Raw genomic sequence first — 19,304 nt, forward strand, 5'->3', positions numbered from 1 at the left:
CGGCGGCGAGCCTCTCTGCGTACGGCTGTTGCGGTGGGGGTGCCGTCGGCGGAGTGCGCCGACGGCGGGGCAACGCACCGGACCCGCAGGCGGCGTGCGCCTGCGGGTCCGGTTCGCTTACCAGGAAGGGGTGCCTCGGATCAGGCGGCCTTCGGGGCGTTGACGTCGCTCGGGAGGGCCTTCTGAGCGACCTCGACGAGGGCGGCGAACGCGTTGGCGTCGTTGACCGCGAGCTCGGCGAGGATCTTGCGGTCCACCTCGATGTTGGCGGCCTTCAGACCCTGGATGAGGCGGTTGTACGTCATGCCGTTCTGGCGGGCAGCGGCGTTGATGCGCTGGATCCACAGCTGACGGAAGTCGCCCTTGCGCTTCTTGCGGTCGTTGTAGTTGTAGACCAGGGAGTGGGTGACCTGCTCCTTGGCCTTGCGGTACAGACGCGAGCGCTGACCGCGGTAGCCGCTGGCGGCCTCGAGGATTGCCCGGCGCTTCTTGTGGGCGTTGACTGCCCGCTTGACGCGTGCCACTTGTTAACTCCTTGTAGCGGGGCCGTGGGTGTCCTCACACGGCCCGGAAACGAATTGGTCCCGGTGTGATCGAGGTCGTGCCTCCGGGGCGAGCCGGAGGCCGGACCTCACTTGCCGAGAAGCTTCTTGATCTTCTTGGCGTCGGCCGGAGCCACGACGACCGTGCCGGTCAGCGAGCGGGTCTTCTTGGACGACTTGTGCTCGAGCAGGTGGCGCTTGCCGGCCCTCTCGCGGAGCACCTTGCCGGAGCCGGTGATCTTGAAGCGCTTGCTGGCACCGCTGTGCGTCTTGTTCTTCGGCATCGCGCCGTTCTCTCCTCGTCAGTGGCGCCCCTCACGGTGCGGGGCACCGGACTGCAGGGGCGTCAGATCTCTATGGGGTTCCGGGGGGACCCGGGGGCCGCCTGGATGGCAGCCCCTGAGGTCACGCCTCGGAAGGTGTCTCGGCCGGAGCCTCGGCCGCTTCGGCCGGAGCCTCGGCGGTGCCGCCCTCGGACGGAGCGTCGGTCGTGCCCTGACGTCCGGCCTTGCGCGCGGCCTGGGCCTCACGGGCCTCGGCCATGGCTTCGGTCTTCTTCTTGTGCGGGCCCAGAACCATGATCATGTTCCGGCCGTCCTGCTTCGGGTTGGACTCGATGAAGCCCAGGTCCTCCACGTCCGAAGCGAGACGCTGGAGCAGTCGGAAGCCCAGCTCGGGGCGGGACTGCTCACGACCACGGAACATGATCGTGATCTTGACCTTGTCGCCCTGCTTGAGGAACCGGACGACGTGACCCTTCTTGGTGTCATAGTCGTGCGGGTCGATCTTCGGCCGGAGCTTCATCTCCTTGATGACCGTGTGCGCCTGGTTCTTGCGCGCCTCACGGGCCTTCATGGCCGACTCGTACTTGAACTTCCCGTAGTCCATGAGCTTGCACACGGGCGGACGGGCTGTCGCCGCCACCTCGACCAGGTCGAGGTCGTACTCCTGTGCGAGTTCCAGGGCCTTGGCAAGCGGAACAATCCCGACCTGCTCGCCACTGGGACCGACAAGTCGGACCTCGGGAACGCGAATCCGGTCGTTGATGCGGGGCTCGGCGCTGATGGATCCTCCTCGGTAGCACCACGCGACCGCCTGGCGGACAGCCGCGTAACGTCTCATAACGTCAAGACCAACCGAGCCGGAAGCACAAAAAAGCCCCGGGACGGGACACAGGCGAGGCTCCAGGAACTACCGGAGCACCGCCGCGGTCAGCCGCGGGGCGCATCGGACGGTTCCATCGTCCGTACGGAACGATGGGGACCGTCTGACCGGTGACCCGCCGTCCGGTGAGGATAGCCAGGTGGGAGATCGGAGCCTCCACTTGTGGGCCGGGCACACAGGTGTCCGGCCGGTCGTTCCTCCAGACTACCGCACGATCCCCGGGGCCCGCACCACGGAGGCCGGAGGGACGCCCGCGGACGGGAGGGCGGTGGCCTGGCCTTATCGTGTGGGCATGAGCGACGCGACCCCCAGCAGTGAGAACCCCGGCTTCGACGCCATGGCCCGCGACATCGCGGAGGTCCCCGCGGTCGAGGTGATCGTGACGGTCGCCGTCAACCTGATGAGCGCGGCCGCGGTGAAGCTCGGCCTCACCGAGGAGGGCGAGGAGCACAAGGACCTCGACGAGGCCCGCAAGCTGGTCCAGGCGCTGGCCGGACTGCTGGACGCGAGCGCCACGGAGATCAGCACCTTCCACGCCTCGCCGCTGCGCGACGGCCTGAAGTCCCTCCAGCTCGCCTTCCGCGAAGCCTCCGTGGTGCCGGACGAGCCCGGCCACGGCCCCGGCGAGAAGTACACCGGCCCGGTCTACGGCTGACCGCCGCCCCTCCCCCGCACGCCGGGAAGCCCGCCGTCCCCCCGTGGGGCGGCGGGCTTCCGCGTGCGCGGCCGACCCGGGGGCGGTGCCTCAGACCGCGTCCTCGGTCTCCGCGGGCAGGACGTTGGGATAGGGGTGGGTGAGCCGGTGGGCGTAGGCGGCGATCGCTCCGCCGACCAGGGGCGCGACGATGAACAGCCAGAGCTGGGAGAGGGCCGCGCCGCCGGCGAAGAGGGCCGGGCCGAAGCTGCGCGCGGGGTTGACCGAGGTCCCGGTCAGCGGGATGCCCACCAGGTGGATCGCGGCGAGCGCCAGGCCGATGGGCAGTCCGTCGAAGCCGGTGACCGCCACCTTGTGGGTCACCGCGAGGACCACGTAGACGAGCAGGAACGTCAGGACCACCTCGGCGAGGAACGCGCCGCCGATGTTGATGCCGACGGCCGACCGGTCGTCGTAGCCGTTGGTGCCGAACTCGCCGCTGGTCTCCAGCCCCGGGATCTGCTTCGCCAGCAGGAACAGCAGGGCCGCGCCGACGATCGCGCCGAGGAACTGGGACACCCAGCGTTCGACCGCCGACCGGATGTCGATCCGGCCCGCCATATACATGCCCAGCGTCACCGCGGGGTTGACGTGGCAGCCGGAGATCGGGCCGAGCGCGTAGGCCAGCGCGAGGAGGGTGAAGCCGAAGGTGAGGGCGATGCCCACCGTGCCGAGGTATTCGACGGCGACCACCGCGGACCCCACGGCGAAGAACACCAGCAACAGGGTGCCGAGGAACTCTGACGCCACGATCCGCTTCTGCATGGAACCACCTCGCGATGTCGTCCGGTAGGTCGGATTCATCCGATTTTCCCGACAAGTCTCGCGGTGGTGGGCGCTTCGCGCTCGTTGGACCGGGGCGGCCCCCCTGGGTCAGCGGACGAAGAGGGGGTCTCCCGGCATGGCCGTACCGGCGGGGAGGAGGGCCAGGTCCAGGCCGCTGACCAGCCGGGCCCGCAGCACCTCGCTGACCGACAGGGCGCGGGCGACACGGCGGGCCGCCTCGGCGGGTACGGCGTCCGGGGCGAGGACGAGCGCGAGCGTGCCGTCCGCGCTGCCGGGGCCGAGGTGGGCGCGGACCACGGCGGGGTCGGCGGCGACGGCCTCCCGTACGGCCTCGATGACGGCGGGGTCCTGGAGCGGGTCGGTGCTGGTGCGGTTCTCGGCCAGGGCCAGGAGGGCCTGCCCGCTCAGCTCGAAGGCGACGGGCCCGGCGAGGTCCAGCACGACGGTGTCGGCCTTCTCGTGGGCGGCGGCCTGAAGCGCCTGGTGCAGCGGTACGGCGACGGGGCGCGCCTCGGGGTCCCAGAGCGCCAGTGACGCGGTCGAGGTGAAGGCGGGGAGCGCACGGCGGTCGCCGGCCCGGAGGGTGGGCACGGCCATGTCGCTGGTCTTCTCGCGCCGCAGCCCGTCCCCCCGTCTCCCGCCACCGCCCTCCTGGAGTGCTTCGTGCCCCTCTTGACCGCCCTCCTCGACCTCGCCGAGGACGGCGACGACGGGGACCAGGAGCCGGGCGTCGCGCAGGGCCGCGAGGACCGGGCCGACCGCGTCCCGGTCACGGGACCAGGCGTCCAGGGCCCTGGCCAGGGCGGGGGACGCCGAGCCGTCGTCGTCGGAGAAACCGGGGTCCGGGATGTTCTTGAGCTCCACGGGACGAGGGTAGTGCCTGGGGTCCGGCCGGCCGCTCGCAGGTGGGGCCGCGGGGCCAACCGGCGCGCCGGGGGGCTCAGCTCCCGCCCGCCACCGCGGCCAGCAGGGCGTCGACCTCCTCGCGGGCGTGGGCGAGAGGGTCCGGAAAGACCTTCAGGCCGTGGGCGGCCAGGGCCCCTTCGTGCAACAGCATGAGCGTCCGCCCCAGCCGGTCGGCGGCGTCGGGACCGAGCCCTTCGACCTCGCGGGCGAGCCGGGCGAACAGGTCCAGCATCCACCGCTTCTGGCCGGTGATGACGGCGTGGGCCGGGTGGGAGGGGTCGCTGATCTCCGCGTGGGCGTTGACCATGCTGCAGCCCTTGGACCCGTTCTCCGCCATCCAGGTGCGCGAGGCGTCGAGGACGGCCAGGATCCGGGCGCGCGGCGCGGGCGGTGCGGCGTCGAGACGCTCGGCGAGGAAGGCGCGCCAGCGTTCGTCGCGGTCGGCGAGGTACTCCACGACGATCTGCTCCTTGGAGCCGAAGCGGTCGTAGAGGGTCTTCTTGGTCACCCCGGCCTCGGCGGCGATCAGGTCCACCCCGACGGCGTGGATGCCCCGGTCGTAGAAGAGGCGCCCGGCGGCCCCGAGGGCCCGTCGCGCGGCGGGCGTCATGGTGATCCGTCGCAGCTCCTGGGAAGTGCTCATGGCCACGAGTATACCGATCTGTATAGTCGGCGGCAGGTAAACCGATCTGTATAGCGAGGTGCGTCATGAACGTCCTGCTCCCGGTCGCCTTCGTGCTGTGCTGGAGCTCCGGTTTCATCGGGGCCAAGCTCGGCGCCGGCAGCGCGTCCGCCCTCACGGTCCTGATGTGGCGGTTCCTGCCGCTGACGGCCGTCCTGGCCGTGGTCGCGGTGACCGTCGCGCGCGCCTCCTGGCGGGGCCTCGGCGCCCGGGACGTGGTCCGGCAGGCCGTGATCGGCGCGTTGTCGCAGAGCGGCTATCTGCTGACCGTCTACTCCGCGATCCGGCTCGGGGTCTCCACCGGCACCACGGCCCTGATCGACGGGGTCCAGCCCCTGGTGGCGGGGGCGCTGGCCGGACCGCTGCTGCGGCAGTACGTGACCGCCCGGCAGTGGCTCGGCCTGTGCCTGGGGCTGAGCGGGGTGGTCGTGGTCACGACGGCCGACGCCTCGGCCGCCACCGGGGTGGCGGGGTGGGCCTACGCCCTGCCGTTCCTCGGGATGCTGTCGCTGGTGGCGGCCACCTTCCTGGAGAGCCGTTCCGCCACCCGGGTGGCCCCTTCGGTCTCGCTCACCGTCCACTGCGCCGCCAGCACGGTGGTCTTCACCGCGCTCGCCCTGGGCACGGGGACCGCGGTGCCGCCCGCCGAGCCCGCGTTCTGGGGTGCGGTGGGCTGGCTGGTGGTGCTGCCCACCTTCGGCGGGTACGGGCTGTACTGGCTGATCCTGAGGCGCTCGGGCGTCACGGCGGTCAACACGCTCATGTTCCTGATCGCCCCGGTCACGGCGGTGTGGGGCGCCCTGATGTTCGGGGAGCACTTCGGCCCCCGGACGGCGCTCGGTCTGGCGCTGGGTCTGGTGGCGGTCGTCGTGGTGCACCGGGGGGCCGCCCCGCGCGGCGACGGGCGCACCGCAGACCGGGCTCGGGAGCCGGCCGCGCGTGACCGGTCGGACGCGGTGTCCGGGGCGGCCCGGTGAGACGGCGCGGGCCCGACCCGGGCCCGGAGCGGACGGCGGGTGCTGCCACGATGCGGTCGGCGGCGGGGCCGGGGGTGCGGAAGCGGTGCGGTCGGCGGCGGGCCGGGCGTGACGGCCGCTGCGCGGCTGGCGGCGGGCCGGGGGGTGCCGACGCGGCGCGGCCGGCGAGCCGGGCGTGACGGCCGCGGTGCGGCTGGCGGCGGGCCGGGGGATCACCGCCCCGGTGCGCTCAGCGGCGGCCGGGCGCGTTGCGGCCGCGCCACAGGACCACCGCCGCGGCCAGCAGCGCAGCGCCGAGGCCGCCGGCGAGCGGGGCGGCCCAGTTGGCCGTCGCGTCGCCGGTACGGGCCGGGGCCGGGCCGTCGCCGAAGTACCGCCCCCGGTGTCCCGCCGGGGCGGCCTTGGCGTCGAGGTCGGCCGGACGCAGCCGGGAGCCCGCCTCGATGGCCTCCGCCGGGTCGACGATCCCGTAGCCGCGGGCGTCGTCGCGGCCCTGGGCGGGGGCGTCGCGCGCGGTGTCGGCGAGGAGCTTCTTGATCTGGGCCGGGTCCAGGCCGGGGTGGGCTGCCCGGACCAGGGCGACCGCGCCGGAGACGAAGGCCGCGGCGGCCGAGGTGCCCCACTCGATGTAGTAGTGGCCGTCCGGGTTGGCGACCACGATGTCGACACCGGGGGCGCTGACGGTGGCGTACCAGCGGCGGGTGGAGAACGAGGCGTGCGTGCCGTACTCGTCGACGGCGGCGACCGCGATCACTCCGGGGTAGGCGGCGGGGTAGGAGATCCGGTCGCCCTTCTCGCCGCCGTTGCCCGCCGACGCGACCACGGGGACTCCCTTGGACAGGGCGTACTGGATGGCCGCGTCCTCCCCGGGGTCGGGGTGGGCGGACTTGCTGTCGTCGCCCAGGGAGAGGTTGATGACGTCGGCCCCGTTGTCCGCGGCCCAGCGGATGCCGTCGGCCAGCGCGGCCCCGCGGGACTTGCGGGCCTTCGCCCGGGCGGGGTCCTTGGACTCCAGGATGACCCGCACCGGCAGGATCCGGGCCTCCGGGGCTATGCCCAGGATGCCGTCGGAGCGCCCGGGGCCGTTCCCGCGCCCGGCGATGATGCCGGCCATCGCGGTGCCGTGCAGGGCCCAGGAGGAGTCCCCGCGGGCGGCGCCGAAGCCGACGAGGTCCTTGCCGGGGAGCACCTGGCCCGTCAGGTCGGGGTGGGCGTCGTCGACCCCGGTGTCCAGGACGGCGACGGTGACGCCCTGCCCCCGGGTGGTCTCCCAGGCCCGGTCGGTGTGCAGGGCGTCCAGGGCCCACTGCTGGTCGCGGATGGCGTCCGCGTGGGCGGGCGCGGCGGGGGTGAGCGCGAGGACGGCGGCGGCGCAGACCGCGGCGAGGACGCGGCGGGGTCGTCGGGTCATCCGGGCCGCTCCGTGAGTTCGGTGACGCTCGTGCGCAGTCCGCGCTCCACCCGGTCCGCGATGCCCTTCGCCTCGTGGCCGAGCCCGGCCTGGGCGATGTCCGTCGTGGCGCCCGGGGCCATGGCATCGGGCGCGGGCTGCGGGTCGGCGACGGTGCGGCCGTCGGCGAAACCGGAGACGGCGACCACGACGACCGGGATCTCGGTGAGCGGGTTGACGGTCCAGCTGGCGCGCTGCCCGTCACCGAAAAAGGCCGCTGGGGTGCCTTCAGGAGCGTACGTACGGGGCATCAGGTCCTTGCGCGCGCCGAGCCTCTGCTCGGTGAACCGGGTGTGCAGGGCCCTCATGCCCGGGGCGTCGGCCTCGGTGAAGACCAGGCCGACCGTGGTGACGGCGGAGCGGGTGGCGTCGGTGTAGGTGGCGCGCACCAGCCGTTCGCAGCCCACCGAGCGGAGGGTGGTCAGGAGCAGCGGGTCGAGCCCGTCCTCGCACGTGCTGTCGGCGGCGACGGCGATGCGCGTCCAGGTGCGGTGGGTGCCGCCGGGACCCGCACCCCTGCCCTGGAGGGCACGCGGGAACAGCGTGTCGACAGGGACGCTGTGCCAGGCGTCGCGGGCGGCGGTGTAAGGGTTCCCGGTGGTCTCGGCCGAGGAGTCGCCGGTCAGCCAGGCCCCGGTGACCGCCCCGCCGATCAGCCCGAGGCCGAGCACGACGCAGGCGGCGGCGGTCGCGGTACGCCACCGCTGCCGGGGGCGGACGGGCCGCAGCCGGGTGGTGGTCTCGGCGGGGGTCTCCGGGTAACCGTAGCGGACCGGCGCCCGGTAGCCGCCGGGCGGTGGCGGAACGGCTCCCGGCGCGGGCGTCAGATCGACGGCCCCCACGGGCCTGCGCCGGGTGACGGGCGGCGGACCGGCGGGAGGCCCCGGAGGCGTCGGGCTCGCCGGACCCGCGGGGGGCGGGCCGGGGTACGTGGGACCGGCGGAGGGCGCGGAGGGCGGCGCGGGTGCGGACGCCCCGCCGGGCGTGGGCGCGGGTGCCGCGGCGGGCATGGGCGGCTGGGACCGGGGGGCCGGGGGCGTCTGCCGGGTCTGGGGGGTCTGCGGGACGGAGGGGGCAGGTGGGGCGGGTGGGGCCGACTGGGGAGCCCGTGGAGCCTGCTGCGGGGTGCGGCGAGCTGCCGGTGGGGCCTGCGGGGCCACCCGGGCCGGCGGTGCCGGTGTGGTGGAAGAAACCGGTGCCGCCTGCGGGGTCTGCGGAGCGGAAGGGGCAGGTGGGGCAGAAGGGGTCCGCTGAACGGTAGGTGCCTGCGGGGCGGAAGGGGTCCGCTGAACGGTACGGGCCTGTCCGGCCCGTGGAGTCCGCTGAACGGTAGGTGCCTGCGGGGCGGAAGGGGTCCGCTGAACGGTACGGGCCTGTCCGGCCCGTGGAGTCCGCTGAACGGTAGGGGCCTGTGGGGCGGAAGGGGTCCGCTGAACGGTAGGGGCCTGTCCGGCCCGTGGAGTCCGCTGAACGGTAGGGGCCTGTGGGGCTCGTGGAGTCTGTGGGGCGGCAGGGGCAGGTGCCTCCTGCGGGGTGCGAGCTGCCGGTGGGGCCGACGGGGCGGCACCGGCAGCCAGGGTGAAGCGGACCGGCGGGGCCTTCGGGTCCCGGGAGGCGGGCGGCGTAGGTGCGGCAGGCCCCCCAGACCCCGCAGACCCCACAGGCGCCCCGGGCCCGGCCGACCGCGTCGGCGGAGTCTGTGGGGCCGGTGCGACCGGGCGGGGCGGGGCGGGCCGCTGGGCCGGGCCCGGGGACGCCCCCGGCCGGCGGGCCGGTGCGGCCTGCGGGGCGGAAGAAGGCGGCGGGGCGGAAGAGTCCGGCGGCGCCTGCGAAACGGAAGGCGCCTGTGGAACCCGGGAGGCCCCCGGGCCGGGCGATGCCCGTGGGGTCTCCGTCGGCGGAACCTGCTGGGCCGGTGCGGCCTGCGGGGCGGACGGGGGCGTGGACGCGGAAGCGGGGGGCGTGGGAGCCGGAGCCGTGGGAGGGGTGGCCGGGCGGGGCGGCACGGGGGCGCGCTGCGCTTCGGTACTCATCCGGCCCCCCGCATACACGTCCTCGTACCGACCACGGATCACCGCCGCTGACAGGCCCGTTGGTGCTCGCGTGCACGTCACTCTACGGGCTGCGGACGGGCGGCGGGGAACGGGACGCCCCGGTCGGCGGGCGATCTGCCCCGATCGTCCCCCTACCCAGCCGTAGCGGCTCTCTGGCAAGCTGCGGCCATGACTGCCCGCACCGCTGACCGGACCCGCTACAACCGGGCCACCGCCCATCTCGACGCCCCGATCGCGATCGTCGATCTCGACGCGTTCGACGCCAACGCCGACGATCTGGTGCGGCGGGCGGCCGGGAAACCGATCCGGGTGGCGAGCAAGTCGGTGCGGTGCCGGGCCCTGCTGGAGCGGGTGCTCGCGCGCCCCGGGTTCGCCGGGATCATGTCGTACACGCTGGCGGAGTCGCTGTGGCTGGCGCGGGCCGGGTTCGACGACGTCCTGCTGGCCTATCCGTCGGCCGACCGGTCCGCGTTCGCCGAGCTGGCGGCCGATCCCAAGCTCGCCGGGGCCGTGACCGTGATGGTCGACGACCACGCCCAGCTGGAGCTGATCGACGCCTCGCGGGCGGGCGGCCGGGAGGAGATCCGGGTCTGCCTGGAGCTGGACACCTCGCTGCGGATGCTGGGCGGCCGGGTCCGGATCGGGGCGCTCCGCTCACCCCTGCGCTCCCCGGCGCAACTCGCCGAGCTGGCCCGCTCGGTGGCCCGCAGGCCGGGCTTCCGGCTGGTGGGGCTGATGGCGTACGAGGGCCATGTCGCCGGTGTCGGCGACGCGCTGGCCGGGCGTCCGCTGCGGTCCCGGGCGATCCGGCTGATGCAGTCGGCCGCCCGCAAGGAGCTGGCGGTGCGCCGGGCCGAGGTGGTGCGGGCGGTCCGGGCCGTCGCGCCGGAGCTGGAGTTCGTCAACGGCGGTGGAACCGGCAGCGTGCAGCACACGGCCGCCGAGGCCGCGGTGACGGAGATCGCGGCCGGTTCGGGGCTGTACGTGCCCCGGCTGTTCGACAACTACACGTCGTTCACCGGCCGGCCCGCGGCCCTGTTCGCGCAGCCCGTGGTGCGCCGCCCCGGCGTGGGCGTGGTGACGGTGCTCGGAGGCGGCTATCCGGCCTCCGGCGCGGCCGGCGCCGACCGCTCGCCGGTGCCGTATCTGCCCGAGGGGCTGCGCTACGACGCCCAGGAGGGCGCCGGCGAGGTGCAGACACCGCTGCTCGGCTCCCCCGCCGACGACCTGCTGATCGGCGACAAGGTGTGGTTCCGGCATGCCAAGGCCGGGGAACTGTGCGAGCGTTTCGACGCGTTGCACCTGATCGAGGGCGACCGGGTCACGGCGACCGTTCCGACGTACCGGGGCGAGGGGCAGACCTTCCTCTGACCGCGCTCCGGCGGACGCTCTCCGCCCGCGGGCCGGCGGGCGGCCTCTGCCCCCGGCCGGGCGGTCCCGGCTTCAGGGACCGATGGACGCGCCCACGCCACCGCTCGTCGCGCTGTCGCCGAGCGGGCGGATGCCCCGGGTGATGGTGTCCATCAGGGACAGCGGCAGGCCGGGCGTCCCGGCGTCGAAGGCGAACCGGACGATCACCGGCGTCCCGGCCCCCACCGAGGAGGGGAAGACCAGGGACTGCACGTACCCGCCGGGCCCCTTGCCGGTGGTGACCTTCCAGCGCACCAGGTAGCCGGTGCGGCCGGCGACGGTCAGCTCCTGGGCCTTGAGCACCCGGTGGGAGGTGATGCCGCCGTGGGTGCGCCGGCCGAGGCCGTCCTCCTCGTAGGCCTTGTCGGCGGCGGTGGCGATGTCGGCCTCGGCCAGGGTCCTGACATCGCTCTCGCCGCCCCGGGCGGTGCGGGTGGTGACCGTGCCGTGGTAGCAGAACGCCGCGGCGGAGGGGCAGTCGTAGGACTGCTCGGTGCGGATGGTGGCGGCGTCGTCGGAGGTGCTCTCCGGCTTCTCCCAGCCCTGGGGCACCGGCAGGGTGACCCCGTTGAGCTGGTCGACGAGGACGGTGGGGTCCTCGTCCGGGCCCGGCCCGGCGGAGGAGGAGGCGGTGGCCGTGGGGGCGGTGACGGGGGCGGGGGACGAGGTGGCCGTCGCCGGTGCGGCCGGCGTACCGCCCTCGTCGCGGCCGAGGAGCACGGCTCCGGCGACGGCCGCGCCCACGACCAGCACCCCGGAGAGCGTGAACGCCAGGATCCTCGTGCGGTTGCCGCCGCCGGATCCGCCGCCGGGGCCGCGCTGGTGCGGGAGCGACGGCGGGCCGAACGCGGCCGGCGCGGGCGGCTGTTCCGGGGCGGCGTGGGCGGCCCCGGGCCGGCGGGTGTGGGCGGTCCAGGCCGTGCCGTCCCACCAGCGCTCCAGGCCGGGTGCGCCCGCGTCCGGATACCAACCGGGCGGCGTCGCGTGGCTCATGCCCCCACTCTAGGGTCCGGTTCCGACACGGTCACCGGGGTTCCGGGTCCCGACGGGTCAGGCGTCCCGGCCGGTCAGGGAGAGCAGATCGCGGGCGGGGCCGGTGGGACGGTGGCCCCCGGGCCAGACGGCGCGCAGTTGGCGCCGCAGCCGTACGCCCGCGACGGGCACCTTGACGAGGCGGCGGGAGGACAGCTCCTCGCCGAGGGCCAGTTCGCTCAGGACGCAGGGGCCCGCGCCGCTCTCCGCCGCGCCCTTGACCGCCGTGGTCGAGGAGAGCTCCAGCAGGGGCTGGGCCAGTCCGCCGTGCACGGCGAGCGCCGCGTCCAGGACCTGGCGGGTACCGGAGCCGTGTTCGCGCAGGATGAGCGGGGTGGCGGCGAGTTCGCCGGGCAGCAACGGGGTGCGGCGGCGGGCCCAGGGGTGGCTGGGGGCGACCACGACGACGAGACGGTCGTGGGCGATGACGGTGCCGTCGAGGCCCTCCGGTATCGACAGCCCCTCGACGAACCCGAGGTCGGCCTCGCCGGTGACCAGGCGGCGGGCGACGGCCGCGGAGTTGCCGACGAGGAGCGAGACGGCGGTGTCCGGCCGCTCACCGCGCAGGGCGATCAGCCAGCCCGGCAGCAGGTACTCGGCGATCGTCATGCTGGCGGCGACCCGCAGCCGGGAGTCACGGCGGTCGCGCAGCGCCTGGGCGCCGGCGTCGAAGGCCTCCGCGGCTTCGACGACCCGGCGCGCCCAGTCGGTGACCAGGGCGCCCGCGTCGGTGAGCCGGGAGCCTCGCGGGGAGCGGTCCAGGAGGGCGACGCCGAGCTGTCGCTCCATCGACCGGACGCGGCTGGAGGCGGCGGGCTGGGTGATGCCGACGTCCCGGGCGGCCCGGCCGAGGCTGCCGTGCCGGGCGACGGCGAGCAGCAGTTCCAGCGCCCCGAGGTCCGGGACCCGGTGGGAGAGGGAAACGTGGGGTGCGTGTGCGTCGTCGCCGGCCATAAAGCCAGCTTATGACCTCATAGGAACGGGGTCCCTGGTGGGCGGGGACCCGGCCGCGAAGAATCGTGGCATGGCCATCTTTCCGCAGACCCGGACCGCCGTTCCGTCGCCCCCCGCCACGTCTTCGACCCGCCCGGCGGAGGCGTCCGGCGGCCCTGCGCGGCTGCCGTCCCTGCGGCACATCGGCCCCAACTGGTACGCGAGCGTGATGGGCACGGCGATCGTCGCGGGCGCCGGCGCGGTGCTTCCGGTGGACGTCCCCGGGCTGCGGGCCGCGTGCACCGCGGTGTGGGCGCTGTCGGCCCTGCTGCTCCTGGCCGTCCTCACCGCGCGGGCCGGGCACTGGCTCTGCCACCGCGACCAGGCCCGTGCCCATCTGCTGGACCCGGCCGTCGCCCCGTTCTACGGCTGTCTGTCGATGGCGTTGCTGGCCGTCGGCGGGGCCACGCTGACGGTCGGCCAGGACGTGGTGGGCGCGCGGGCGGCGCTGGCCGTGGACGTGGTGCTGTTCGTGGCGGGGACGGCGATCGGTCTGGTGGCCGCGGTCGTGGTGCCGTATCTGATGGTCGTACGCCACCGGCCGGCGCCCGGGACGGCGTCTCCGGTGTGGCTGCTGCCGCTGGTCGCCCCGATGGTGTCGGCCTCGCAGGGCGCGCTGCTGGTGCCCCGCGTCGCCGCCGGACAGGGGCGCGAGGCGCTGCTGCTGGCCTGCTACGCGATGTTCGGCCTGTCGCTGCTGGCGACGCTGGTGGTGCTCCCGCTGGTCTTCTCCCGGTTGGTCCACCACGGCCCGCTGCCGCTCGCGCTGACCCCGACGCTCTTTCTGGTGCTGGGCCCGCTCGGGCAGTCGACGACCGCCGTCAACCAGCTGGCCGACGTCGCCCCGGGGGCGGTCGGAGCCCCCTACGCCTCCGCGTTCGGCGCGTTCGCCGTGCTGTACGGCATTCCGGTGATGGGCTTCGCGCTGCTGTGGCTGGCGCTGGCGATCGCGATGGTGGTGCGGGCCGCCCGGAACGGCATGGGCTTCGCCATGACGTGGTGGGCGTTCACCTTCCCCGTCGGTACGTGTGTGACCGGTGCGGCGGGTCTGGCCCGGCACACCGGCCTGGACGCGCTGACCTGGCTCGCGGTGGCGCTGTACGTCCTCCTGGTGGCGGCCTGGGCGGCGGCCGGGGCGCGGACGGTGCTCGGGGTGCTCAGCGGAGCGCTGACGGCAGCGCCCGTGCCGCCTCGGCCAGCGACGGCCCGTACCACGTGAGGAGCCGCCCGTCGACGAGTGCGGCGGGCAGGGCGGGGAAGGCCTCGGGCCCGTCGTCGGCGGTGAAGCGGTAGGGCTCGTCGGGCAGCACGACCAGCTCGGCCCCGGAGGCGTTCAGCTCGTCGACCGGGACGCGCGGGTAGCGCTCGGGGTGGTCGGCGTACACGTTGCGGATGCCGAGGCGGGCGAGGAGGTCCCCGGCGAAGGTGTCGTGGCCCAGCACCATCCAGGGCCTGCGCCAGATCGGTACGACGGCGGGGCGCGGGTCCCCGGTGGGGGCGGGCAGCGCGGCCCAGGCGGCCTCGGCCGCGTCGAGCCATGGGGGCCGGGCCAGCCCGCAGCCGTCGACGAGGACGCGGTGCAGTTCGGCGAGGGCCTGGTCCAGGGTGCGGACCTCGGTGACCAGGACGTCGAGCCCGGCCGCCCGGAGCGCGTCGAGGTCGGGGGCGCGGTTCTCCTCCTCGTTGGCGATCACGAGGTCGGGGGCGAGGGCGGTGATCGCGGCCACATCCGGGTTCTTGGTGCCGCCGATCCGGGCGGCGGCGAGGTCCGCGGGGTGGCTGCACCAGTCGGTGACGCCGGCGAGCAGCCCGGGCGCGGTGCGGGCGACGGCCTCGGTGAGCGAGGGGACCAGGGAGACGACGCGCACGGACGGGCCTTTCGCGGGCGGAGGGGCGGGATCGCCCCCGTACGGACTCGCCCCGGCTCCGTCGTCACGGACCCGGCGCCGCACGTACGGCGTACAGGTCGGCGGCGGACAGGGTCGGTGGGTACGGGGCCGGTGGGGGTAAGGGGTCAGCGGCGCGGGTCGAAGGTGGCGTCGATGTGTTCGGCCACCGCGACGACCAGGAGCCGGGTGCCGGGCACGGTGGCGCGCCAGCGGTGGCGGACCCCGCCGGAGAGGAACAGGGTGTCGCCGCGCTCCAGGCGGTGCACCTGCCCCTCGGCCTCGACGTCGACGGCGCCCTCGACGACGTACATCAGTTCGTCGTTGCGGTGCTGGAACTCGCGCCCGAGGTCCGGTTCGCCGGTGAACTCCAGGGCGCTGAGCTGGTGCCGGCCGCGCACCAGCCGGCGCACGCCCTCGCCGTCCCCGGCCCGGACGACGTCCACGGCGCGCGCCGAGTCGGCGGCGGCGTACAGCTTCTTGGTGGTGGTCTCCAGCGCTTCGGCGACCCGGTCGAGGGAACGGGCGCTGGGGCGGGCGCGCTCGTTCTCGATCTGGCTGAGGAAGGGCACGGAGAGGCCGCTGCGCGAGGCGACCGCGGCCAGCGTGAGCCCCAGGGTTCTGCGCCGTCGGCGGACGGCGGCGCCCACCCGCGGTGTGTCCTTGTCGTCCATGTCCGGCTCCCTCCCGCCTCCGCCATCCTCCCGGTTGCCAGCACCTTACGCACATGGTTGCGCACGACGTCCGGTAAACGCCCCAGGGCAGCCGGAAGGGGTGGCCCCGCCCCGAGGCGGGGGCCACCCCTTCCGACCTGCTGCTTTGCTACCCGTGGGCCCCTACTGGGGCGCCATGGTGTCCGCGATGCCCGGGTTTTCGTCCATCCAGGCCTTCACGGCTTCCTCCTCGTGGCCCGCGCCGCGCTTCTGGATCTCGTTCTCCAGGCCGCCGAGCTGCTCCTCGGTGAGCTTGAAGTCCTTGAACCACTTCGTCAGCTGCGGGTACTGCTTCGGGAACTCCTTGGAGGCGATGGTGTGCAGCCGGTCGCCCTCGCCGAACGCCTTCTTCGGGTCCTTCAGCTTGGTCATCCCGTACTCGTTGTACGCCCAGTGCGGGGTCCACAGCAGAACCGCGATGGGCTCCTTCTTGGCGTACGCGCGCTTCAGCTCGGCCAGCATGCCGGGCGTGGAGGAGTCGAGGACCTTGTACTCCTCGTCCAGGCCGTAGCTCGGCAGGACGTTCTTCTTGAGGTTCTCCATGGTGGCGGTGCCGGGCTCGATGCCGACGATCCGGCCCTTGAAGTCGGAGCCCTTGCCCTTGAGGTCGTCGAGGGTCTTGACGTCCTTGACGTAGTCGGGGACGGCGACCTCGATGGAGGTCGGCCCGTACCAGGAGCCGATGTCGGTCAGCTTGTCCCCGTACTTGTCCCAGTAGTTCTTCTGGGTGTAGGGCAGCCAGCCGTCGAACTGGACGTCGATCTGGCCGCGTGACATCGCGGCGTACATCGGGCCGACCTCGAACTGCTTGAGGTTGATCTTGTAGCCGCGCTCCTCCAGGACCGCCTTCCACAGGTAGGTGGCGGCGATGTCCTCCTCCCAGGGGAACCAGGCGACCTCGACGGCACGGTCGCGCTCGTCCTTGCCGCCGTCGGCCTTGGCGTCCTTCGGGACCGGGGTCCACTTGTCGGCGACGCCCGGGTTGTCCTTCAGCCAGGTGCGGACGGCTTCCTGCTCCTTGCCGGAGCCGGCCTTCTGGATCTCGGCCTCAAGACTGGTGAGCTGCTTCTCGCTCATCCTGAAGTCCTTGACCCACTGGGCGACCTCGGGGTTCTCCGCGGAGAAGCCCTTGCGGGCCAGGCTGTGGACGCCGTCGCCCTTGCCCCAGAGGCCCTTGGGGTCCTTCAGCTTGGTGAGGTCGTACTCGTTGTACGCCCAGTGCGGCGACCAGAGCGGAACCACGATCGGCTCCTTCTTGGCGTACGCGCGCTTCAGCTCGGCCAGCATGGACGGCGTGGAGCCGTCGATGAGCTTGTACTCCTTGTCCAGGCCGTAGCCCGGCAGCAGCTTGTCCTTGAGCAGGCCCATCTCGCCGGCGCTCGGCTCGATGCCGACGATGCGGCCCTTGAACTCGGACGCCCGGCCCTTCAGGTCGTCCATCGTCTGGACGTCCTTCATGTACGCGGGGACGGCGAGCTCCAGCGAGGTCGGCGAGTACCAGGCGCCGAGGTCCTCCAGGCGGTCCTTGTACTTCGCCCAGTAGCTGGCGTGGGTGACCGGCAGCCAGGAGTCGGTCTGGAAGTCGATCTGCCCGTTGGCCATACCGGTGTACAGCGCGCCGGCCTCGTACTGCTTGACGTCGACCTCGAAGCCGCGCTGCTCCAGCATCTCCTTCCAGAGGAAGGTGGAGGCGATGCCCTCGTCCCACGGGATGTAGCCGATGCTGACCTTCTTGCCGTCGCCGATCCGCGCGGCCTCGCCGGCGGTGTCGTCCTTCGAGCCGCCGAACATGCTCATGCTTCCCGCGACGAGGGCGAGGACGACGATGCCGACGGCCGCGACGCGGGGCTGCGGGCGGTAGGTCCAGATCTTCCAGCCCTCGGCCATGGCCTGGGCCTTGGCGACCGCGCGGCGGCCCAGCGGGGAGACCTCGGTGCCGAGCGCGCCGGTCATCCGGTCCAGGTACATGGCGAGGATGACGATGGAGATGCCCGCCTCGAAGCCGAGGCCGACGTCGACGTTGCCGATGGCGCGGTAGACGGAGCCGCCGAGGCCGCCGCCGCCGACCATGCCCGCGATGACGACCATGGACAGGCCGAGCATGATGACCTGGTTGATACCGGCCATGATCGTGGGCAGGGCGAGCGGCAGCTGGACGCGCAGCAGGATGTTGCGCGAGGTGGTGCCGAAGGCCTCGGCCGCCTCGACGAGTTCGCCGTCGACCTGGCGGATGCCGAGCTCGGTCATCCGGACGCCCGGGGGCAGCGCGAAGATGATGGTGGCGATGATGCCGGGGACCACGCCGACGCCGAAGAAGATGACGCCGGGGATCAGGTAGACCATGGCGGGCATGGTCTGCATGAAGTCCAGGACCGGCCGGGTGATCGCGCTGACCGTCCTGGACCGGGAGGCCCAGATGCCCAGCGGCACGGCGATGACCAGGGTGACCAGGGTCGCGACGAGCACGAGGGTGAGGGTGTCCATCGCCTCGTCCCACAGTTCGACGGAGTCGATGAGGGCGAATCCGACGAAGGTGAGCAGGGCCGCGGGCAGACCGCGCAGCCACCAGGCGATGACGGCGACGATGCCCGCGAAGATCAGCGGCGCGGGGGCGGAGAGCACGGCGGCTATGCCGTCGAACATGCCGCTGACGACGGAGCTGATGGCGTCGAAGAGCCAGGCGAGGTGGGTCTGCAGCCAGTCGACCGCGGAGTCGACCCATTCGCCGAGGGGGAGCCTAAACACTGGCCACCTTCTTCACGCCGTCGGCCGCCGCGGGTTCGGTGTCGCGGGGCGCCTCGCTCGGGGCCATCGGCTCACCGAGGACCGCGAGCAGACGGGAGCTGGGGACGACGCCGACGAGCTTGCCCTTGGCGTCGGTCACGGCGACCGGGTTCGCGCTCTGCGAGCAGGGCGTGAACAGGTCGATGATCGGGGTGGACTCCGGGACCGTGGCGGGGGCCGCGGCCAGCACGTCCTGCGGGGTGCGCAGCTCGGTGCCGTCCGCCGCCCTGCTGCCCATCACGGTGTGCGCCTCGGCCATGATCGCGCCCGCGGTGAGCACCCGGGAGCGGTCGACGTCCTGGGTGAAGGAGGCGACGTAGTCGTTGGCCGGGGTGACAAGGATGTCCTCGGCGGTACCGAGCTGGACGATCCGCCCGTCGCGCATGACGGCGATCCGGTCGCCCAGGCGCATGGCCTCGTTGAGGTCGTGGGTGATGAAGACGATGGTCTTCTTCAGCCGCTTCTGGAGCTCCAGGAGCTGGTCCTGCATGTCACGGCGGATCAGCGGGTCGAGCGCGCTGAAGGACTCGTCCATGAGCAGCAGGTCGGCGTCGGTGGCCAGGGCGCGGGCGAGACCCACGCGCTGCTGCATGCCGCCGGACAGCTCGTCGGGCCAGGACTTCTCCCAGCCTTCGAGGCCGGTCAGCCGCAGCGCCTCCGTCGCGCGCGCCTCGCGCTCCGCACGCGCGACGCCCTGCACCTCCAGGCCGTACGCGGCGTTCTCCAGGACGCTCCGGTGGGGAAAGAGCGCGAAGTGCTGGAACACCATGCTGATCTTGGTGGAGCGGACGTGCCGCAGCTCGCGGGGGCTCAGGGCGGTCAGGTCCTGGCCGTCGAACAGCACCCGGCCCGCGGTGGGGTCGAGCAGACCGTTGAGCATCCGCAGCAGGGTGGACTTGCCCGAGCCGGACAACCCCATGACGACGAAGATCTGACCCGGCTCCACGGTGAACGAGGCGTCGATCACCGCTGCGGTCGTTCCCTCGGCGCGCAACTCGTCGCGGTCGGAGCCGCTTTCGAGCTTCCGCACGGCTTCATCGGGTCGTCTGCCGAAGACTTTGTACAAGTGCTCGGCTTGCAGCCTGGACACATACACCTCACGCGTTGAACCGAAAAACGGTCTGCCACCCCCTCCGGCAGACCGTGGAGCGGTGCGGGTTCTTTCCGCGTGGCACATGCACTAGTTGAAAATGCGACGTGGTTCGCTCCGATGGCGCGCCTGCCCGCGCTT

Annotated in this window: 18 protein-coding genes; 4 read left to right on the forward strand and 14 right to left on the reverse strand. The window is 73.5% G+C overall.

The genetic code is table 11. The features are described from left to right. Positions 1-140 precede the first annotated feature (140 nt). The 3 genes from rplT to infC all read right to left on the reverse strand — a co-directional run bounded on the left by rplT (position 141) and on the right by infC (position 1,664). On the reverse strand, positions 141-524 hold the full coding sequence (gene rplT, locus DTB53_RS06130; RefSeq protein WP_003970214.1) for a 50S ribosomal protein L20: 384 nt from the start codon (positions 522-524) through the stop codon (positions 141-143). A gap of 107 nt (positions 525-631) precedes the next feature. Then, complete coding sequence (gene rpmI / locus DTB53_RS06135; protein ID WP_003970213.1) at positions 632-826, reverse strand: 50S ribosomal protein L35; 195 nt, start codon at positions 824-826, stop codon at positions 632-634. Positions 827-947: 121 nt separating this feature from the next. Continuing rightward, a complete protein-coding gene (gene infC, locus DTB53_RS06140) occupies positions 948-1,664 on the reverse strand; it encodes a translation initiation factor IF-3 (protein ID WP_003970212.1) in 717 nt (238 codons plus the stop codon). Between the two features lie 334 nt (positions 1,665-1,998). Between infC and DTB53_RS06150 the strand changes: the two genes are divergently transcribed. Then, the gene (locus DTB53_RS06150) at positions 1,999-2,361 is read left to right on the forward strand and encodes a DUF1844 domain-containing protein (RefSeq protein ID WP_012381602.1); all 363 of its coding nucleotides are present in this window, start codon (positions 1,999-2,001) and stop codon (positions 2,359-2,361) included. Positions 2,362-2,451: 90 nt separating this feature from the next. On the opposite strand, the gene DTB53_RS06155 is transcribed toward DTB53_RS06150, so the two are convergent. From DTB53_RS06155 to DTB53_RS06165, 3 genes are all read right to left on the reverse strand, one after another. Further along, on the reverse strand, positions 2,452-3,165 hold the full coding sequence (locus DTB53_RS06155; RefSeq protein WP_003970210.1) for an MIP family channel protein: 714 nt from the start codon (positions 3,163-3,165) through the stop codon (positions 2,452-2,454). A 108-nt stretch (positions 3,166-3,273) separates the two neighbouring features. Next, complete coding sequence (locus tag DTB53_RS06160) at positions 3,274-4,050, reverse strand: SseB family protein (RefSeq protein WP_012381600.1); 777 nt, start codon at positions 4,048-4,050, stop codon at positions 3,274-3,276. Between the two features lie 76 nt (positions 4,051-4,126). Continuing rightward, a complete protein-coding gene (locus tag DTB53_RS06165; protein WP_012381599.1) occupies positions 4,127-4,735 on the reverse strand; it encodes a TetR/AcrR family transcriptional regulator in 609 nt (202 codons plus the stop codon). Between the two features lie 65 nt (positions 4,736-4,800). On the opposite strand from DTB53_RS06165, the gene DTB53_RS06170 reads away from it, so the two are divergent. Next, the gene (locus DTB53_RS06170) at positions 4,801-5,751 is read left to right on the forward strand and encodes a DMT family transporter (protein WP_012381598.1); all 951 of its coding nucleotides are present in this window, start codon (positions 4,801-4,803) and stop codon (positions 5,749-5,751) included. Positions 5,752-5,980: 229 nt separating this feature from the next. Here the strand turns inward: DTB53_RS06170 and mycP are convergent, their stop codons facing one another. Next, on the reverse strand, positions 5,981-7,162 hold the full coding sequence (gene mycP / locus DTB53_RS06175) for a type VII secretion-associated serine protease mycosin (protein WP_012381597.1): 1,182 nt from the start codon (positions 7,160-7,162) through the stop codon (positions 5,981-5,983). Next, positions 7,159-8,043: a hypothetical protein gene (locus DTB53_RS06180; RefSeq protein ID WP_012381596.1), complete on the reverse strand. Its 885-nt coding sequence runs from the start codon at positions 8,041-8,043 to the stop codon at positions 7,159-7,161. Before DTB53_RS06180 ends, mycP begins: the two co-directional genes overlap by 4 nt. Before the next feature lie 1,380 nt (positions 8,044-9,423). Here DTB53_RS06180 and DTB53_RS06185 point away from each other — a divergent pair. Next, positions 9,424-10,626 (forward strand): amino acid deaminase/aldolase, encoded by a 1,203-nt coding sequence (locus tag DTB53_RS06185; protein ID WP_003970204.1) that lies wholly within the window; start codon positions 9,424-9,426, stop codon positions 10,624-10,626. A 72-nt stretch (positions 10,627-10,698) separates the two neighbouring features. On the opposite strand, the gene DTB53_RS06190 is transcribed toward DTB53_RS06185, so the two are convergent. Beyond that, positions 10,699-11,658: a DUF2510 domain-containing protein gene (locus DTB53_RS06190; RefSeq protein ID WP_012381595.1), complete on the reverse strand. Its 960-nt coding sequence runs from the start codon at positions 11,656-11,658 to the stop codon at positions 10,699-10,701. 57 nt (positions 11,659-11,715) lie between these two features. Continuing rightward, positions 11,716-12,651 carry a LysR family transcriptional regulator gene (locus DTB53_RS06195; protein WP_012381594.1) on the reverse strand — a complete coding sequence of 312 codons (936 nt, stop codon included), beginning with the start codon at positions 12,649-12,651 and terminating at the stop codon, positions 11,716-11,718. Positions 12,652-12,721: 70 nt separating this feature from the next. On the opposite strand from DTB53_RS06195, the gene DTB53_RS06200 reads away from it, so the two are divergent. Beyond that, positions 12,722-13,909 (forward strand): TDT family transporter, encoded by a 1,188-nt coding sequence (locus DTB53_RS06200; protein ID WP_030704562.1) that lies wholly within the window; start codon positions 12,722-12,724, stop codon positions 13,907-13,909. Here DTB53_RS06200 and DTB53_RS06205 read toward each other — a convergent pair. The 4 genes from DTB53_RS06205 to DTB53_RS06220 all read right to left on the reverse strand — a co-directional run bounded on the left by DTB53_RS06205 (position 13,848) and on the right by DTB53_RS06220 (position 19,163). Further along, positions 13,848-14,558, reverse strand: coding sequence for a helical backbone metal receptor (locus DTB53_RS06205; RefSeq protein WP_012381592.1), 711 nt, complete (start codon positions 14,556-14,558; stop codon positions 13,848-13,850). The two genes, DTB53_RS06200 and DTB53_RS06205, sit on opposite strands and share 62 nt — an antisense overlap. 146 nt (positions 14,559-14,704) lie before the next feature. Further along, entirely contained in the window at positions 14,705-15,250 is a 546-nt protein-coding gene (locus DTB53_RS06210; protein WP_003970199.1) for a helix-turn-helix domain-containing protein, read from the reverse strand. Between the two features lie 162 nt (positions 15,251-15,412). Then, on the reverse strand, positions 15,413-18,034 hold the full coding sequence (locus DTB53_RS06215) for an ABC transporter permease/substrate binding protein (protein WP_012381591.1): 2,622 nt from the start codon (positions 18,032-18,034) through the stop codon (positions 15,413-15,415). Next, on the reverse strand, positions 18,027-19,163 hold the full coding sequence (locus tag DTB53_RS06220; RefSeq protein WP_003970197.1) for a quaternary amine ABC transporter ATP-binding protein: 1,137 nt from the start codon (positions 19,161-19,163) through the stop codon (positions 18,027-18,029). Before DTB53_RS06220 ends, DTB53_RS06215 begins: the two co-directional genes overlap by 8 nt. Positions 19,164-19,304: the final 141 nt, after the last annotated feature.

The organism is Streptomyces griseus (assembly GCF_900460065.1).
In the GTDB taxonomy this organism is placed as follows: Bacteria; Actinomycetota; Actinomycetes; order Streptomycetales; family Streptomycetaceae; genus Streptomyces; species Streptomyces griseus.

Coding starts and splice junctions, on each gene's coding strand:
- infC (WP_003970212.1), bottom strand. CDS start 1,664: ATGAGACGTTACGCGGCTGTCCGCCAGGCGGTCGCGTGGTGCTACCGA.
- DTB53_RS06165 (WP_012381599.1), bottom strand. CDS start 4,735: ATGAGCACTTCCCAGGAGCTGCGACGGATCACCATGACGCCCGCCGCG.
- DTB53_RS06200 (WP_030704562.1), top strand. CDS start 12,722: ATGGCCATCTTTCCGCAGACCCGGACCGCCGTTCCGTCGCCCCCCGCC.
- DTB53_RS06155 (WP_003970210.1), bottom strand. CDS start 3,165: ATGCAGAAGCGGATCGTGGCGTCAGAGTTCCTCGGCACCCTGTTGCTG.
- rpmI (WP_003970213.1), bottom strand. CDS start 826: ATGCCGAAGAACAAGACGCACAGCGGTGCCAGCAAGCGCTTCAAGATC.
- DTB53_RS06150 (WP_012381602.1), top strand. CDS start 1,999: ATGAGCGACGCGACCCCCAGCAGTGAGAACCCCGGCTTCGACGCCATG.
- DTB53_RS06170 (WP_012381598.1), top strand. CDS start 4,801: ATGAACGTCCTGCTCCCGGTCGCCTTCGTGCTGTGCTGGAGCTCCGGT.
- DTB53_RS06190 (WP_012381595.1), bottom strand. CDS start 11,658: ATGAGCCACGCGACGCCGCCCGGTTGGTATCCGGACGCGGGCGCACCC.
- DTB53_RS06185 (WP_003970204.1), top strand. CDS start 9,424: ATGACTGCCCGCACCGCTGACCGGACCCGCTACAACCGGGCCACCGCC.
- DTB53_RS06195 (WP_012381594.1), bottom strand. CDS start 12,651: ATGGCCGGCGACGACGCACACGCACCCCACGTTTCCCTCTCCCACCGG.
- mycP (WP_012381597.1), bottom strand. CDS start 7,162: ATGACCCGACGACCCCGCCGCGTCCTCGCCGCGGTCTGCGCCGCCGCC.
- DTB53_RS06210 (WP_003970199.1), bottom strand. CDS start 15,250: ATGGACGACAAGGACACACCGCGGGTGGGCGCCGCCGTCCGCCGACGG.